Genomic DNA, 17,210 nt, shown 5'->3' with positions numbered 1-17,210 from the left:
CGGCCGCCACACCGGACTCAGGCGGGAACCGCGTCCGGCTGCCGGTCGGCCTGGGCGGCCTGGAAGGCGGGCAGCGCCTGGCACTCGGCTTCAATGCGCAGCAGCGTGGGGTACGGCGACAGGTCCACGCCGAAGCGGCGCGCACCGTAGAGCTGCGGCACCAGGCACACGTCCGCGAGCGACACCGCATCCCCGACGCAGAACCGCCCCACCGTGGACTGCACCGCCGCCTCCAACGCCTCCAGGCCCCGCGTGTTCCAGTAGGCCGACCACGCCTTGTCGTCCGCGTTCAGCGCCTGCTTGATGTGCTGCATCACGGACAGGTTCTGCAGGGGCTGGATGCCGGAGTTCACCATCTCCGCCAGCATCCGAGCCTTCGCCCGGAGGAACGCGTCAGCGGGCAGCAGCGCGGGCGCCGGGAAGCGCTCCTCCAGGTACTCCAGCACCGGCAGCGACTGGGACAACCGGCGCACCGAGCCATCCGCCTCCGTCCACTCCAGCGTGGGCAGCGTGCGCATGGGATTGACCGCCCGGTACGCGGGGCTGTTCTGCTCGCCGCCGTCCTTCACCAGGTGCACCGGCACGTAGTCGAACTTCAGCCCCTTCAGGTGCAGGCCGATGCGCACCCGCCAGGACGCGGACGAGCGCCAGTAGCTGTAGAGCCGAAGGCCCGTCATGGAACCTTCACCACCTTCTGCGAGATGCGGCCGAACACGCTGCGGCCCTCGGCGTCCGTCATCTCGATGTCGATGGTGTCACCCGGCTTCATGAAGGGCGTCTTGGGCGCGCCCTGCTCAATCGTCTCAATCATCCGGCGCTCGGCGAGGCAGGAGATGCCGCGCTCGCGGTCCGCGTTGGACACGGTGCCGCTGCCCAGGATGGTGCCCGCCGTGTAGCTGCGCGTCTTGCACAGGTGCTGGATGAGGTCGAAGAAGGAGAAGTGCATCTCCGGACCCGCGTCCGTGTCGCCCACCTGCTGCCCGTTGAGCACCGAGCGCAGCCGCAGGTGGATGCGCCCGTCGTGCCAGGCCGCGCCCAGCTCGTCCGGCGTCACCGCGAAGGGGCTGAAGGCCGTGGCCGGCTTGCTCTGGAAGAAGCCGAAGCCCTTGGCCAGCTCGTTGGGGATGAGGTTGCGCAGGGACACGTCATTGGCCAGCATCAGCAGCTTGATGTGCGGCGCCGCGTTCTCCGCCTTCGTGCCCTGGGGCGTGTCGCCCAGGATGGCGCAGACCTCGCCTTCGAAATCCAGGCCCCAGGCCTCGTCGGCCAGGGGGATGTCGGCGGTGGGCGCCAGGAAGTCCCCGGAGCCGCCCTGGTACACCAGCGGGTCCGTCTTCAACGTCTCCGGGGGCTCGGCGCCGCGCGCCTTGCGCACCAGGATGACGTGGTTGAGGTACGCGCTGCCGTCCACCCATTCGTAGGCGCGCGGCAGGGGCGCGTGCAGGGCGTTGACGTCCAGCGGGCGGCTCTGCACCGTGCCCGCCTCCAACTGGGCGTCCAGCGCGCGCAGTTGGGGTTCCTTCGTCTCCCAGTCGTCCAGCGCGGCTTGCAGCGTGAGCGCCACGTTGGTGGCCAGCGCATAGGCCGTGTTGTCCCGCTTGACGACAATGAGGCGGCCGTCACGGGTTCCGTCCTTGAGCGTCGCGAGCTTCAATGCCGGGCTCCCCGGCGGCCTCCGAGGAAAATAGCCGGGCCGCCTCGTGTGTCCGGGCTTTTCCGACGGAGATTCCGGGGTGTCAAGCAAGACGGACACGCACCGCCGGAGAAAAGCGAACGGCCGACACGTCGCGAAAAAAGAGCGCACGGGCGGAACCGGCCGCCCGTGCGCTCCTTGCTGCTTCAGTCACTCACGCCCGGAGCGGATTCACGACCTCGGGGCAGTGCCAGTACGTGTACTCGCAGGCCTCCTGCTCGGCATCGCAGGGCACCTGGATGATGGTGATGGCCTCGCACGGATGGCGTGGAGCCTTGCTCTGGCCTCCACCCCTCGTGCGGCCTTCGTCGGGGACCGCTCCCTGGGTCTCCAGCGCGTCCTTCGCGTCTGGAGGTGGCGTCACCCCCGCCGGATGGACGGGAGCGGATGCGCCCTTCGCCGGGCCTCCCCGGCCCTTTCGAGAAGTCCCGCGCGAGTCCTGACGCGACTCCTGCGTGGACGCCACCGGCGGCGCCGACACCACCGGCAGCAGGCCCGGGGCGGCGCCCAGCACCGCGCCCAGGACGTACAACTTCGTGTTCATGAAACCCCCTTGCCGGGTGCAGCCGCCGTCGCGCCCCTTCGGCGCGCCGGTACCGGAGCAGCGGCAAGGACGTCAGTACCAGGTGGGTCTGACATTCCCTGCCCTTCCGGACAGGGCCGGGAAGGTGCCGCCAGGGCGCCCCTTCCGCCCTCCCGCTCTAGACGTGTCACCGGCTGCGGCTAGGATGGCGCGCCCGCCCGGAGCCCGTCACCGTCATGCCATTCCAGATCACCGTTCACTCGCAGGACCGCATCCTCGAGGTTGTCTATCCCCCGCAAGTCACGACCGCGGACCTGGCCGAGTACCTGGCCGACGTGAAGAAGGCCATCAACGACCTGGCCGGTGAGTGGTCCGCCCTGGTGGACCAGTCCCAGCTCCGGGTGATGCCCAGCGACGTGGTGACGGCCATGGCCAGCCTCAACGCCTTCGCCCAGCTCCACGGCATGAAGCGCTCCGCCCGGGTCGTCAGTGACGCCCCCTCCGGACTCCAGGCCTGGCGGATGACGAAGCGCGCCATGCTGAGCATCCCCACCCGCACCTTCGAGACGCGGGGGGAAGCCCTCCAGTGGCTGCGCGACCCCGACGCGGACTGAGGCGCGCGCGGACTGTCCGCCAGCAGACAGCAGGAACGCCTTTTTTCACATATATTGCGGCGGCCCGCCCCCGACGGGGCTGGGCCTCACATCTCCCGTAGGAGTGGTTGTCTCATGCGTATCCCCCGGACCGACGCCCGCAGGAAGCTGCTCGGCGCGCTGTTGTGTACCTTCTCCGTCGCGGCCTGTGGACCGGCCCAGGAGGGCGAGCCCGCCGGCAGCGGCTCCACCGAGCAGCCCGTCGTCTATGGCAACGACGACCGGATGGACGTGTACGCGCACCCCGACGCCACCCTGCGGCAGTACGCCATGCAGGCCAGCGCCGTCATGGTCGATCCGTTCGAGATTGACGACTCGGACCCCAACAACGTCGTCTTCGACAGCCCCACCCTGGGCGAATACGTCAACCTCTGCGCGGGCCAGCGCTTCATCGACGACCCGTCGCCCGGCTACTGCTCGGGCACGCTCATCGACGATGACCTCCTGCTGACCGCCGGCCACTGCGTGGAAACCGCGGCCGACTGCAGGGACTTCAAGTGGGCCTTCAACTTCTACCGGCCTGACGCGAACTCGGTGCAGACCATGACCACGCAGGACATCTTCAGCTGTAAGGAGATTGTCGTGCGGCGGGACAACACCTCCAGCGGCCGTACGCTGGACTACGCCATCATCCGCCTGGACCGTTCGGCGGCGCCGCGCTTCACGCCCGCGCCCATCCGCCCGGGCAACGCCGCCTTGACGGTGGGCGCCAACGTGGCCGTCATCGGCTCTGGCAGCGGCATCCCGCTCAAGATTGACTCGGGCGGCAGCGTCCGCAACGGCCGCGCCAGCACGCTGGACTACTTCGTCGCCACCACCGACACCTTCGGCGGCAACTCCGGTTCGGCCGTCTACGACATGTCGAGCCACACCATCGCCGGCATCCTGGTGCGCGGCACGACGGACTACGTCTACCAGGGCAGCTGCCGCGTCGTGAACCAGTGCGCGGAGAACGGGTGCAGCGGCGAGGACATCACCTACGTCCGCCCGGCCATCGAGGCGTTCTGCGCCGCCAACACCAGCGCCCGGCTGTGCAACACCACGCCGCCGCCGCCGACGTCCTTCGACTTCACGGCCAGCGACACCCGCAACGCCACCGTGAACACCACCCGCCACACGGTGGAGCTCACCGCCGGCCAGAGCCTCACCGTGGGCACCTGCGGCCTGACGGGCGCCAGCGCCACCGGTGACACGTGGCTGCGCGTCAATGGCCCCAGCGGCATCGAGGTCGCCTCCAACGATGATGGCTGCGCCACGGGCCGCGGCTCCAAAGTGACTTTCACGGCCGGCGCGGCTGGGAACTACGAAATCATCGCGGGCTGCTACGACAACACCAGCTGCAGCGGAAAGGTGACGTGGACCATTGGCACGGCGACGCCGCCGGCCACCTCCGGCACGTTCAACTACAGCTCGGTCAACTCCGACAGCGCGCGGCAGAACACCACCAACGAGAACGTTACCCTCACGGCCGGCCAGAGCCTCTCCTTCGGCACCTGCAACGTGGCGGGCGCCTCCGGCACGGGTGACTCGTTCATCCGCCTGTACAACGCCGCCGGCACGCAGGTGAAGTTCAACGACGACGGCGCCGGTTGCGGCTCGCTGTCCCACGCCACCTACACGGTGCCGGCGGGCGCGGGCGGCACGTATCAGATTCGCGCGGGCTGCTACGGCAACACCAGCTGCAGCGGCACGGTGGGCTGGAGCGTCCAGTAGTCACGTTCCACCGACGAGGTGGGCACCGCGGGGCGCGTCACTCTTCACGGAGTGGCCGCCCCGCTGTCGCATCTGGCCACCCGCTCGCGGTTGAAGGTCCTCCCCGTAAAGCGTTAAAATTCACACATTCGGCCGTTCGGTCCCGGAGCGTGCGTGGTCCTGAGGATTCGACCCGAACAGATGGCGTGCCTCGACACCTCGGTACACGGCGCCTACGTGAGCAGCGTGGTGCGCTTCCTGAGGACGCAGCTTCCCCAGGAGAGCGCGGACCTGAAGGAGCAGGAACTGCGCGCGCGGGCCGAGCGCGGCATCAACGCCGCGGCCCAGCATGGCATCACCGCGCGCTGGGACGTGGCCCGCTTCATCGCCTGTCAGCTCTGCCTGGGCGAGCACTTCGACACGGACCCGGCCCATGCCTGGCCCCAGGCCGTGCTCGCGCGGCCGTACCTCACGCCTTCCCGGAAGATGGACTGGATTGAGCGCCACTACCTGCGGCCCCGCCGCGGGCGCTCCCCAACCGTGCCCTGACCATGCCCTACCTCCCCCTGCGCTGCGACTGGACGCACTTCGCTCCTTCCCAGGAGACGCTCGCCGTCACCTACGACCCGCCGGATGAAGGGCGGCTCGTCTCCGTCCAGTTGGAGGTGCGCGACCACGCGGACACCCTCGTGTACCGCTCGGACGCGCTCGACTGCCGCGGTGGCCCGGCGGCCATCACCTGGTCGGGCGCGCTGAACGTGGGCAATGACTCCGTCCAGGAACCCTTCGCCACTCCGCTGAGGGCGCCCTACACGCTCCGGGTCGAAGCCGTCATCGAAGCGGATGCGCGCGAGGACCTGCGCCAGCCCGAGGACATGCCCAACACCGAGCTGGGCAGCGTGGCGCCCTGCGAGGCCCGGCGCGACGAATCACTCCCGGAGGAAGAAGCGAGGGAGCTGCCGCCCCCACCACCCACCACCGCGCGAGTCAACGTCCTCTACCATTCGGTGGAGGTCGTCCGCGGACCCTGGCTGGCCACCGGCGAGGTCTTCGTCCGAGGCACCGCCGACAGCATCTGCCACAAGCTCAACCAGCTCGGGTACTACGCCGGCCCTCCGGCACGCGCGGCGGCCAACACGGACCTCCTGGACAAGGCCAAGGAGCGCTTCCGTCGCAACCACGGCACCTTGCGCCTCCAGGCCGCGCCCACGAACAACGACTTCGAGAACGCGCTGGACGGCGCGCTGGGGCACGCCCATGGCGCACGGCCAACGCTGGCCGATGACCAGAGCAACCCCGTCCCGGAAGGCACCGCGATTCCCGGAGGGAATGGAGCGCCGCTGCGGGTCTACGTGGAGGCCGTGGGCTTCGACGAAGACCTCGCCAACCAGACCGACGAGTTCATGCGGCAGATTCCTCCCAACCGGGGCAACGCCGCCATCGACTGGAGCACGCTGCACAACAAGACGAGGAGCGAGGCCGGCAAGCTCAACCGCCCGCTCGTGCCGCTCGAAGCGGTCATCTACCTCAAGGGCCATGATGGAAGCCGCGTCGCCGCCCCCCGGGCCGTGGGCGCGGTGCGGGTGGACTGGTCCGCGCTCGAGCCGGGCGAGGACGTGTCGCACCTGCCCTTGAATCACGGCCTGCACTTGGGAACCCGGGCCTACGTCAACCGCGTCTTCGGCAGCGACTTCGTCGACCTCGCGGGCGACGGTGGCACGAACTGCCCCGTGGCCTACGGCGGCATCCGCACCAAGGACGGCAACTTCCGCAACCCCTTCTGGCGGGAGCCCCAACCCTATGCCCCCTACGCAACGCCCACGGAGGACGCCAGGGCCAGGAAGCTCTGGGTCCCTGCATTCACGGATGGCGCCGCGCATCCGAACCGCGTGGGCCGCTCGGGCATCTACCTCCAGCCGTCACTGATTGCCGGCGACCGTTACCAGGTGCGAGCGCGGCTCAGCTACGCGGGCCGCGGCAATGCCATGCAGCTCGAAGCCGCCAACCCCGTCTGCCAGTACGAGACGAAGCCCATCGTCGTCTGGCGCCGGGTGGAGGTCTTCGGCATCGTGGGCTGGCCGCTGCGCAACCACGGGAACCTGCCGCAGAAGTGCCGGGACCGCTACGCGGAGGCCTACCTGGAGGTCGACTTCTCCCACACGCTGTACCGGCGCATCTCCCAGGTCATCAACGACACGGACTACTCGGACTGGTTCACCCACATCCGGACGCACGTCAAGCCGACCGTCGCCAACGTCGTCGGCCTGCTGGACACCACGCATGTGCATGACGCCAGCCCCGTCGTGCGGCTCAACCCTCACGCGAAACTCAGCGACACTCAGAAGAACAACATCTGGTTTTTCGTCAGCGACATGTTCAACGAACTGGTCAGCACGGCGAACGTCCGCAGCGCCGGCGGCTTCCTGCTCTCGCGCATCTCCGACAGACTCCGCACCGGGCATGCGCCCTGCGGCGGCATCGTCATGCTCGAATACAAGCTGTCGGACGACATCGTGGACGCGCTCGAGACGTCGGACGCCGGAGAGGTGCCCACGACCTCCAACGGCAACGGCGACCTGCTGGGCATCATCGACCAGAGCGCGGATGCGAACCCCGACTTCGTCTTCACCCACGAGGTGGGCCACTGCTTCTGGTTGACCCACCACGAAGCCTCCTCGGGCGTGGTTCCCCAGCACCACGACCCGCTCGACCACAACTGCATGATGAGCTACCCCGACTGGGAGCAGAAGCGGCCGCAATACCCGCATCATGCGCCGGCCCGCTTCGACCCGCACTTCTGCGGCAAGTGCAACCTCAAGCTGCGGGGCTGGGACATCACCCACGACGACATCCTGGCGCTCGACCCGCCCGCGCCGGTCGACAAGCTCAGCACCCTCTTCTATTACGACCGCGCGGACCCCGGGCTGCAGTGGAATGTCGAGCTGGGGCACGTGAGCGACGCCTTCGCCCTTGCCTCACGGGGTCCGTTCCGTGAGCGCTTCTTCGACCGGGACGCGAACTTCGACACCTGGGTGGACCAGCTCGGCGACTGCGACATCTACCACCACGTCACCCACGGGAACGTGCGCTGCTCGAAGCACGCCGTGCGCCTCGCGTCCATGGACATGGCTTATCCCCGCTACCCGACGTGGTGCAGGAATGACCAGTCCAAGGTGAAGGGGCTGGCGGCCAAGGAGGAGGAGATCTGCGTGGACACCCGCTTCGACCCGGTCGCGCTCACCCAGTGGGCCAAGGAGTCACTCATCATGCCGAAGCTGGGCTGGAGCCTCTTGAGCCCCGACCACACGCTGAGAAGCGTCATCCAGTGGACCGTGGACGACAACGACAGCAGCCGCGACGTCGAGTTCACCTACGAGGCCATCGAGCGGGCCTTCAAGCGCGGCAAGAAGCCGCCCCGGCTGCTCGCCTTCTTCAGCTCGTGCCTGATTGGCTGGGAGCACCACTTCGCCCGGCTCTTCATCGACCATGGCACGCCCTATGTCATCGCGTTCCGCAGTCGCTACCAGACCTCCCAGGCCCTGCCCTTCAGCCAGGAGTTCTACCGCATCCTGGCCCTGGGCAAGCTCGAGCCCCAATTCATCCACCGCGCGTTCCAGACCGCGGCGACGGGCCACCCCCACGCCGAGCCCTGCCTGTTCACGAAGGACAACATCGTCCGCTGCGTCGCGAAGACCAAGGCGGGCGAGGCGGAGTTCCATGACGTCAAGTGGGACTCCAAGGAGTTCTACGAGCCGCGCTTCCCCACGCAATGACGCATGGCCCTCAAGCAGGCCACACCCCACCCTTGACAGTCCCGAGTCCCAGGTCTAACGCAAGGCGCCATGAGCACTCCCCAGTTCCCGCCCTCTCCGACGCGCGCCATCAGCAGTGACGGCCCCTTCCGAGCCCTGCTGCTGGAGAACATCCACCCGTCCGCGGGGGAGATGCTGGCCGCCGAGGGCTTCCAGGTGGAGCGCGTCTCGTCCGCCCTCAAGCCGGACGAGCTGGCGGAGCGGCTGAAGGGGGTGCACCTGCTGGGCATCCGCAGCAAGACGACGGTGCCGCTCGCCGCGCTGGAGCACGCGGAGAACCTGCTAGCCATTGGTGCCTTCTGCATCGGCACCAACCAGGTGGACCTGACGTCCGCCAACACGCACGGCGTCCCCGTCTTCAACGCGCCCTTCAGCAACACGCGCAGCGTGGCGGAGATGGTGATTGCGGAAATCATCGTCCTGACGCGGCAGCTCTTCGACCGCAGCCGGGAGGTCCACGCGGGCCAGTGGCGCAAGGTGGCCACCGGCAGCCATGAGGTGCGCGGCAAGACGCTGGGCATCATCGGCTATGGCCACATCGGCTCGCAGCTGGGCGTCATCGCCGAGGCGCTGGGCATGCGCGTCCTCTACTTCGACGTGATGACCCGGCTGCCGCTGGGCAACGCGCAGCCGGCCATCACCCTGGAGGAGCTGCTCGGCGCTTCCGACTTCGTCACCCTCCACGTGCCCGCGCTGCCCACCACGCACATGATGATGGGCGCCGAGCAGATTGCCCAGATGAAGAAGGGCGCGTGCCTCATCAACGCCAGCCGCGGCACGGTGGTGGACATCGACGCGCTGGCGCGGGCGCTCCAGTCCAAGCACCTGGGCGGCGCCGCGGTGGACGTCTACCCGGAGGAGCCGGAGAGCAACTCGGACGGCTTCGTCACCGCGCTCCAGGGCCTGCCCAACGTGGTCCTCACGCCGCACATCGGCGGGTCCACGGAAGAGGCTCAGGCCTCCATCGGCAAGGAGGTGGCCACCAGCCTGCTGAAGTACTTCAAGGCGGGCGCCAGCACGGGCGCGGTCAACTTCCCGCACATCGAGGCGCCGCTCATCCCGGGCACGCACCGCATCCTCAACGTGCACCGCAACATCCCGGGCGTGCTGCGCGACATCAACCGCATCGTCTCCGACCTCAACGCCAACATCCACGCCCAGGTGCTCAGCACGGACGCCAACATCGGCTACCTGCTGATGGACCTGGACCAGGACGTGTCCACCCCGGTGTGCGAGGCCATCGCCGGGCTGGAGACGGACATCAAGACGCGCATCCTGTCCTGACGTCCGGCGCCCTCAGGCATCCACGACCTTGCCCGGGTTGAGGATGCCTCGAGGGTCCAGCGCCCGCTTGAGGGTGCGCAGCAGGGCCAGCTCCGCCGGCGCGCGTGAGTAGCCCAGGTAGTCCTTCTTCAGCAGGCCGACGCCGTGCTCGGCGGAGATGCTTCCGCCGTGCTTCTGCACCAGCGCGAACATGGTGGGGTCCGCCTGCTTCGTGTGGGCCAGAAACTCCGCCTTGTCCATGGCGTCTGGCTTCATCACGTTGACGTGCAGGTTGCCGTCGCCGATGTGGCCGAAGAGGCAGATTTCCCAGCCCGGGTAGCGCGCGCTGAAGATGGCCTCCAGCTCCGCGCAGAAGGCCTCCAGCCCCGCCACCGGCAGGGAGATGTCGTTCTTGTGCGGCAGGCCGGTGGCGGAGAGGCTCTCGCTGATGCCCTCGCGCAGCGCCCACAGCTCGGCCGCCTGCGCCGCGCCCTGGGCCTGGACGCCGTCCGTCACCAGCTCGCGCTCGAAGAGCGAGCCCAGCCAGCCCTCCACCGCCGCGGCGTCCTTCGCCTCCGCCTCCAGCAGCACGTAGCACTCGCTGGGCGTCTCGAAGGGCGGGCGCAGCTTGCGGTGGCGGCCCAGGCGCGCCATGCACCTGTCGGTGAAGAACTCGTAGGCGGAGATGCTGAAGGCGTTCTGCCGGCGCGCGTCGCGGAACAGCCGCAGCACGGCCGCCACGTCCGGCACCGCGAAGAGGAACACGTCCTGCTTGCCGGGGAGCTGGGTGAGCTTGAGGGTGGCCTCGGTGATGACGCCCAGGGTGCCCTCGCTGCCGATGAAGAGCTGGCGCAGGTCGGTGCCGGTGTTGTTCTTCTCCAGCGCGCCATTGAGCTCCAGCACTTCCCCCTGGGCGGTGACGACCTGGAGCCCCAGCACCCACTGGCGCGTGAGGCCGTAGCGGATGACCTTCACCCCGCCCGCGTTGGTGGCGATGTTGCCGCCCACCGTGCTGGAGCCCTTGGAGGCGAAGTCCACCGGCCAGGTGAGGCCGTGCTCCGCGCAGTGGTGGTGGACGGCCTCCGTCACCGCGCCCGCCTGCACGCGCACCGTGTTGCCGAGCAGGTCCACCGGCCCCATGCGCGTCATGCGCTGGAGGGACAGGACCAGCTCACCCCGGGCCGCCACCGCGCCGCCGGCCAGCCCGGTGCGGCCACCGGAGGGCACCACGGCGATGTGATGCTGGTGGCACAGGGCGAGCAGCCGGGAGACCTCGTCCGTCGTTCGAGGGAGCGCCACGGCGGCGGGGGCGGGCGTGTAGACGCGCGTCCAATCACGGCCGTACTCCTGGAGCTCCCCTGGCTCCCGAGTGAGGAAGTCTACGGGGAAGCCCTCGGTGATGGCCTGGAGGAAGTCGGCGGGGAGCGCGGCGGTGGACATGCCTCTAGGCGTATTGCAGCCGGACGGCTGTGACAAGGTGCAGCACGGGGCGCGTTGGCGCCGAATCCGCCAAGGAATCGAGCGTAGGGCGTATAGGGCGGAGTGGGCCCACGGCGGAATCCGCCCGTTTTTAGCCCCTCCGCGAGGAACCCCTTATGCCGAAGTCCCTGTCCCGGCGCATCCAGGCCCTTCCCTTGCTCGCGGCCCTGTTCGCGGCCTCCACCGCGGTGGCGGAGCGGGCTGAAAGCGGCCGGGAATACGTCTTCACGACCGTGGATAGCTACACCGTCCGGCTCGAAGGCAGCATCGAGATAACGGGTGTGCTCCAAGGCGAAGCATCTCCCCGAACGCTGACCTTCTCGGCGCCAAACAACACCCAGAACAGTGCGGTGGCATACCGCGACCGCTGCGACCGACTGGCCCTGCTCGCCATGACCAAACCTGGCGCCTACCTGTTCACCACGTCGTCGGGAGGCAGCATCAGTTACCACCAATTCGCCTGCAACCTGACCCGCGTCCCCTAGCACCGCACGTCGATGGCACGAACGGCGCCCATGGGGACGAACCGAAAGACGTGGCTGGCGTTGACGCTGACCGTGGTGGGACTCCTCGCGGGGTGTTCTCCGGAAGCAGGCCCCACGGAAGAGGACGCGGACGGGGACGGTGTCGCGGACGCGGCGGACTGCGCGCCCGGCGATGCGAGCCGGTGGCGGCTCCTGGAAGGCTCCGCGGACGATGACCGCGACGGCGTGGGCGCTGGCGCGATGCGCGAGGTCTGCGCCGGCGAGCGCCTCCCCGAAGGCTGGAGCCAGCAGAGCGGCGACTGCGCTCCGGGCGACGCGACCCGCTGGCGGGAGCGGGCCGGGCTCTATCCGGACCAGGATGGAGACGGAGCGACCGCGGAAGGCCCGGTGACGGGCTGTGTGGGAGAGCCGCTCGTGGGCTACCGCGAGCAACCCGGCGCGCCGGACTGCGACGACAACGCCCCTCGCTTCGCCGCCTCCACCCAGCTCTGGCCGGACGTGGACTTCGATGGCATCGGCAACGGCGAGCCCATCTTTCACTGCGCGGGCAGGGACCTGCCCCGGGGCTACGCGGTGGTCGACGGCGACTGCGCACCCGACGACCGCGCGCGCTCGACGTGGCGCGACTACACCCACCGGGACGCGGACGGCGACGGCTTCACCGTGCCCGAGGAAGGCCGGGTCTGCTCCGGCATGACACTGCCCGCCGGCTACGCCCTGGAGGCGCGCGGCCTGGACTGCGACGACACGAACGCCGCATGGTGGCAGGAGCGCACCGTCTACGCGGATGTGGACGGAGACGGCTTCGGCAGTGGTGGCCCCGTCATGCGGTGCACGGGCCGCACGGCGCCTCCCGGCTACGCGCTGGACTCCGTTGACTGCGCGCCGGAGGACGCCACGCGGTGGCAGTGGCGCTCCTATGCCCACCGGGACTCGGACGGTGACGGCGACACGGTGCCCGAACAGGGCGTAACCTGCAGCGGCGCGGCGCTTCCTCCGGGCTATGCCCAGTGGCCCACCGGTCATGACTGCAACGACCGCGATGCCACCGTCATGGTGACCTGGCACGTGTATTCCGACGATGACGGGGACGGCTTCGGCGCAGGCACGCGGCAGACCTTCTGTGCGGGCCGGCAGATTCCCGTTGGGTACTCGGCGGTGAACACCGACTGCGACGACACGGCCCCCCTCCTCTGGAGGCTCCTGGCCTACTCGCACCGGGATGCGGACGGTGACAGCTTCACCGCGCCGGAGGTGGGCACGGTGTGCTCGGGCATGGCGCTGCCGCCCGGCCATGCCACCACACCACGAGGGAACGACTGCGACGACGCGGACCAGAGCATCCACACTACCGTCCAGGCGTGGACGGATGCGGACGGGGACGGCGTAGGCGCGGGGGACGCCGTCGCGCTGTGCACGGATGGCACGGTGCCCGCGCCGTGGTCGGCTCAGGGGACAGACTGCGCGGCGGAAGACGCGGCGCGCTGGCGACAGGTGGCCTACGCGCATGTGGACCGGGACGCGGATGGGCACACCCACCCCGAAGCAGGGACCGTGTGCACCGGTGCATCACTTCCCGAGCCCTACTTCACCCAGGCCACGGGCAATGACTGCGATGACACGGACGCCGCGCGCTATCGTTGGACGGTTCTCTACCCTGACGTGGATGGTGACGGCGTAGGCACCTCGCCCCGCACGATTCCCTGCATCGGCGCACAGACGCCCCTGGGCTTCTCCCTCAAGGGATACGACGTAGACGACTCGGACGCCTCCATCCAGGAGGACCCCGAGGACGACCTGATGGTGGAGCTCATCCTCGACTAGACGCAGACGCTGGCAACGCCAGACGCAATTTGAATTACAATTCCCAGTCGGCGACAGGTGGCTGCCACAGGCACTCTTCCGCGTCGAAGGCCTCCACCTCCGGCCCGAGGAGTGCTTCCCCCGCACACACTGGAGTCCCGCCGATGCGTCTCGCAAGAACCTCATGGCTCTGGGCCCTCCTCCTGGCCCTTTCCGCCTGCACCCCTGACAGTCCCGCCCCCACTCCCGACGCCGGCACACAGCCACACGACTCAGGGACACAGCTCGGCCGCGTGACGGGGCAGGCCCTCCTCGAAGGGGAGAGCCACCATGAGGGCACCACCGTCATCCTCTCCGGCGTGAGCGACAGCGTGACCACGGACGCTCAAGGCCGCTTCACGTTCGACAACGTCCCCACGGGAACGCACACCGTGGCGGCCCATCGGAGCAACTACGAGCAGGCCGAGGACACGCTGGAGGTCCAACCGGGTCAGACGACGTCGGTCGACCTGTCGCTGAGCCGCCGCCAGGAAGCCCTGGTGCTCGAGGCGCCCGCCCTCACCGTGCAGCGGGGCCACCTGAAGCTCACCGGCTCCGGCTTCGGCGAGGCGCGCGACACCTCCCGCGTCTCCATCGGCGGCGTGGACGCCGAGGAGTACCTGTCCTGGTCGGACACGGAGGTGGTAGTGCGCGTGCCAGGGAGCCTCGTGCCCGGCGAGCAGGAGGTCGTCGTCACGCCTGGCGTGGATTGGAAGCCCACCGCCACCGCGTCGCTGCGAGTGCTCCGGCAGCGGACCCTCGCGTATGCGGCCAACTGGGGCATTGGCGTCCTGCCAAACAACACCGTCACCGTCTGGGGCTCGGCCGACTCCCCGAATGATGTCACTCCGACTCCAGCGGGACTTTCCGATGTCGTGAGCGTGGGCGCGGGGGCGACCTTCGCCGTGGCCCTGCAGGCGGATGGAACCGTGGTCAAGTGGGGCGGCCCCGACCCCGTCCCGGTGCCCGCGGGCCTGTCGGACGTCGTGGACATCAGCGCGAACGGAGTCCTGGTCCTCGCGCTCAAGCGGGATGGGACGGTCGTGGCCATCGGTTCGGAAATCGACCAGCAGACGCATGTCCCTGACGGGCTTCAGGACGTGGTCGCGGTATCCGCGGGGGCATACCACGGCATGGCGCTCAAAGCGGACGGCACCCTCACCGTCTGGGGGCAGGACGTGTTCGACCTCCTCGTCGTCCCGGCGGGCCTGGACGACGTAGTGGCCATCGCCAACACGAGCAGCAGCGCACTGGCGCTGCGGGCGGACGGGACCGCGGCCGTCTGGGGATTTGGCGCGGCGTACTACGACCTCGCGCTCACCCCGGACCTCAGCGATGTCGTGGATGTCGCGGGAGGCGAACACCACTACATGGCGCTCCGGTCCAACGGCACCGTCGTCGCCTGGGGGAACAGCGCCTATGGCCAGACGACGCTCCCCGCGGGATTGGCGGATGTCGCCGCCGTCGTGGGCCAGGCCTTCAACAAGAGCCTGGCGCTCCGGCGCGACGGCACCATCGCGGCCTGGGGAGACACCTCCTCTGCCTGGAACCTGCCTCCGCCGGGCCTGGTCCTCCGCGTCCCTGCCCGATAGCCCCACGCCGCTCCTCCGGCGCCTCACCTCGAGAGCCGGAGTGACAAGCATTCCGAGGAATACAGGTTGCACATGGAGTCATGCGGAGGAACACTCCGGCATGCTCGCAATCCAACGGAGAGACGCGGCGATGACAGCTCCCGTCCAGCTCGACGCGCCCGACATCCAGGATGTGGTGCGGAGCCGAACGTTGGGGCTGGCATATGTCGGCACGGTGCTGGTGGTGGCGCACAACGCGCAGCCACCGGCCCCCGACGACTGGGCGCGCTACTGCGAGCTCATCGCGCGTCACCAGGACACGGCCACCGGGCAGCTCGTCCTGGCCGAAGGGCCCGGGCCCAATGCCACCCAGCGACAACAGGCGCTCAACCAGGTGCCCAAGGACTACGTCATTCCGCCCACGGCGGTGTTCACCGAGTCCCCACTGGTCCGCGGCGTCGTGACGCTCTTCAACTGGTTCACTCCCCGGGCCATGCGCGCCTTCATTCCGGGGGACGTCCCGGGCGCCGCGCGGCACCTGGGCTTGAGCGAAGAACAGGTGCGGCGGCTGGTGGACATCGGCAAGACGGTGCGGCCGGCACTGCCGTGACACGCACCGGCTACGGCTGGATGCCCTGCTGGATGCGCAGCTCCCGGATGCCCTTGAGGATCCGGGGCGCCGTCAGCAGCATGTTCTGGTTGAGGAGCTTGCCGTCCACGGGGATGCAACTTCCCGACACACATGCGGTGTACGCGGGGCACGGTGACTCGCACTGGAAGGACTCCGTCGACACCTGGCAGGTCTCCGAGCAGTAACCGGAGAGGCAGGCCTCGTGCCGCATGCACGGCTGTCCATCTGGAAGCTGGCACAGCTTCGTCGCGCCACACTGCGTGGGCGAATGACATTCGGCGTTGCTGTCACAGCGTCCGTCATCGCGGTTGCATTTGCGCTCCGCGTTACAGAAGAAGCTGGCGCAGTCGCGGTCGTGCTCGCAGGACTCCTCCGGCTCGAGGAGACAGACGGACGAGCCCAGCACGTCGGCACACGTCAGCGCGCCCGGGCAGTCCTCCGGGGAGGTGCACTCCTTTCCCAGCGGCACCGTGCACCCCACGCCGGGCTCACAGAAGCCGGTGATGCACTGGGAGCCCGCCTCACAGGGCTGGCCTTGCGATGCCAGGCACACGCCCCCATCGAGCTGCTTCGCGCACGTCAGCCCCTTGCCACAATGCCCATCTGGACAGGGCGCCCCGGGGCTGGGCTGCCGCGCCCTGCCCGCGGCGAGCAGGGAGGCCACCGTCCCCAGCAGGATGAACGTCCCCACCGCCATGACAGCCCAGTTCATGGGGAACGCCCTCGCGGCGGGCGGCGAGGAGACCACCTCGACGGTGACGGCGGGCCCCTGTGCGAACCGCGCGTCGGGGCCGTCGCAGTCCTCCACTCGCAGGTGGAAGGTGAAGTGGCCCGGTAGCGTCCCCGCTGGCACGCGGAGCCGGATGAGGATTCGCTGCGCGCCCGTCGGAGGAAAGTCGCGCTGGGTATCGCCGTCGATGAAGAACCACTCGCGCCGGGCGCCTGCGTCAGGCACCACCGAGAGGCGCGCGCGCACAGGTGCACGCGAGGCGTTGATGACGTGGAAGACGGCCTCCCCCGTCCCGCTGGGGGACAGACGGAGGGTGTCCGTGACCGCGGAGATATCGAAGACGCGAGACATCGACCTGCTCTCTTGGAGGACCGTGCGGCATTGAGCGAGTCAGGCCAGCGCTCCCGCCTCAAGCCCGGCGGTTCCCCCATCGCCCGGCCTGTCGCGGAAGGCTGTCCGTTCCATCATTCGCCTCGACGTCGCGTCCCTGCGGTGGCCACGGGTGGAGGCTCGCTCCGTTCCCAGGCCTCCGACGTGGCCGCCCGAAGGCCCCGAGCCGCCGGGCTCAGTGCATACGCCGCGAGCAACTCTGGCCCCACGCCCCACGCATCGGAGACACCGGGAATGGAAGCCACAGGGCCCACGCTCCACGCATCGGGCGCACCGGAGACGGACGCCTTCAGCCGCGCGCTCCACGCATCGGGGAAGGACGCCTCGGGCGCCATGCCCCATTCATCAATCCAGGACGTCTCCAGCGTCCCGTGAGCAGGGTTCGGCGCGGTGGCACTCGGTGGCGTCTCCTCGGAGGTGACAGGCGACGGGTGGCTTTGCGGCAT

General features: G+C 69.1%; 15 protein-coding genes. 9 read left to right on the top strand and 6 right to left on the bottom strand.

Going from position 1 to position 17,210, the window contains the following annotated elements:
- Positions 1 to 17: 17 nt before the first annotated feature.
- From maiA to F8M74_RS06115, 3 genes are all read right to left on the bottom strand, one after another.
- Entirely contained in the window at positions 18 to 677 is a 660-nt protein-coding gene (gene maiA / locus F8M74_RS06125; RefSeq protein ID WP_141252663.1) for a maleylacetoacetate isomerase, read from the bottom strand.
- The gene (locus tag F8M74_RS06120; RefSeq protein ID WP_141252664.1) at positions 674 to 1,654 is read right to left on the bottom strand and encodes a fumarylacetoacetate hydrolase family protein; all 981 of its coding nucleotides are present in this window, start codon (positions 1,652 to 1,654) and stop codon (positions 674 to 676) included. The genes maiA and F8M74_RS06120 overlap by 4 nt, the downstream gene beginning before the upstream one ends.
- A 193-nt stretch (positions 1,655 to 1,847) precedes the next feature.
- On the bottom strand, positions 1,848 to 2,237 hold the full coding sequence (locus tag F8M74_RS06115) for a hypothetical protein (protein ID WP_141252665.1): 390 nt from the start codon (positions 2,235 to 2,237) through the stop codon (positions 1,848 to 1,850).
- 215 nt (positions 2,238 to 2,452) lie between these two features.
- Here F8M74_RS06115 and F8M74_RS06110 point away from each other — a divergent pair, with 215 nt between their 5' ends.
- From F8M74_RS06110 to serA, 5 genes are all read left to right on the top strand, one after another.
- The gene (locus F8M74_RS06110) at positions 2,453 to 2,830 is read left to right on the top strand and encodes an STAS/SEC14 domain-containing protein (protein ID WP_011556283.1); all 378 of its coding nucleotides are present in this window, start codon (positions 2,453 to 2,455) and stop codon (positions 2,828 to 2,830) included.
- Between the two features lie 114 nt (positions 2,831 to 2,944).
- Positions 2,945 to 4,582 carry a serine protease gene (locus F8M74_RS06105; RefSeq protein WP_141252666.1) on the top strand — a complete coding sequence of 546 codons (1,638 nt, stop codon included), beginning with the start codon at positions 2,945 to 2,947 and terminating at the stop codon, positions 4,580 to 4,582.
- A 180-nt stretch (positions 4,583 to 4,762) separates the two neighbouring features.
- A complete protein-coding gene (locus F8M74_RS06100; RefSeq protein WP_216619815.1) occupies positions 4,763 to 5,110 on the top strand; it encodes a hypothetical protein in 348 nt (115 codons plus the stop codon).
- A 2-nt stretch (positions 5,111 to 5,112) separates the two neighbouring features.
- Positions 5,113 to 8,334 (top strand): hypothetical protein, encoded by a 3,222-nt coding sequence (locus F8M74_RS06095; protein ID WP_141252668.1) that lies wholly within the window; start codon positions 5,113 to 5,115, stop codon positions 8,332 to 8,334.
- Positions 8,335 to 8,403: 69 nt separating this feature from the next.
- The gene (gene serA / locus F8M74_RS06090) at positions 8,404 to 9,657 is read left to right on the top strand and encodes a phosphoglycerate dehydrogenase (RefSeq protein ID WP_141252669.1); all 1,254 of its coding nucleotides are present in this window, start codon (positions 8,404 to 8,406) and stop codon (positions 9,655 to 9,657) included.
- Positions 9,658 to 9,669: 12 nt separating this feature from the next.
- On the opposite strand, the gene F8M74_RS06085 is transcribed toward serA, so the two are convergent.
- The gene (locus F8M74_RS06085) at positions 9,670 to 11,076 is read right to left on the bottom strand and encodes an FAD-binding oxidoreductase (protein ID WP_141252670.1); all 1,407 of its coding nucleotides are present in this window, start codon (positions 11,074 to 11,076) and stop codon (positions 9,670 to 9,672) included.
- Positions 11,077 to 11,231: 155 nt separating this feature from the next.
- On the opposite strand from F8M74_RS06085, the gene F8M74_RS06080 reads away from it, so the two are divergent.
- From F8M74_RS06080 to F8M74_RS06065, 4 genes are all read left to right on the top strand, one after another.
- Positions 11,232 to 11,600: a hypothetical protein gene (locus F8M74_RS06080; protein ID WP_141252671.1), complete on the top strand. Its 369-nt coding sequence runs from the start codon at positions 11,232 to 11,234 to the stop codon at positions 11,598 to 11,600.
- Between the two features lie 30 nt (positions 11,601 to 11,630).
- Entirely contained in the window at positions 11,631 to 13,424 is a 1,794-nt protein-coding gene (locus tag F8M74_RS06075; RefSeq protein WP_228559489.1) for a hypothetical protein, read from the top strand.
- A 272-nt stretch (positions 13,425 to 13,696) separates the two neighbouring features.
- On the top strand, positions 13,697 to 15,034 hold the full coding sequence (locus F8M74_RS06070) for a carboxypeptidase regulatory-like domain-containing protein (RefSeq protein WP_141252674.1): 1,338 nt from the start codon (positions 13,697 to 13,699) through the stop codon (positions 15,032 to 15,034).
- 130 nt (positions 15,035 to 15,164) lie between these two features.
- A complete protein-coding gene (locus tag F8M74_RS06065; protein WP_171410172.1) occupies positions 15,165 to 15,623 on the top strand; it encodes an STAS/SEC14 domain-containing protein in 459 nt (152 codons plus the stop codon).
- A gap of 10 nt (positions 15,624 to 15,633) precedes the next feature.
- Here the strand turns inward: F8M74_RS06065 and F8M74_RS06060 are convergent, their stop codons facing one another.
- Together F8M74_RS06060 and F8M74_RS06055 are read right to left on the bottom strand one after the other, a co-directional pair.
- On the bottom strand, positions 15,634 to 16,725 hold the full coding sequence (locus F8M74_RS06060) for a hypothetical protein (RefSeq protein WP_141252676.1): 1,092 nt from the start codon (positions 16,723 to 16,725) through the stop codon (positions 15,634 to 15,636).
- Positions 16,726 to 16,838: 113 nt separating this feature from the next.
- Positions 16,839 to 17,210, bottom strand: a complete 372-nt coding sequence (locus F8M74_RS06055) for a hypothetical protein (RefSeq protein WP_228559485.1) — start codon at positions 17,208 to 17,210, stop codon at positions 16,839 to 16,841.

This window comes from Myxococcus sp. CA023, from assembly GCF_010998615.1.
Lineage (GTDB): Bacteria > Myxococcota > Myxococcia > Myxococcales > Myxococcaceae > Myxococcus.
Note: the sequence above shows the minus strand (reverse complement) of the source record. Positions and strands in the feature narration are given on the sequence as shown.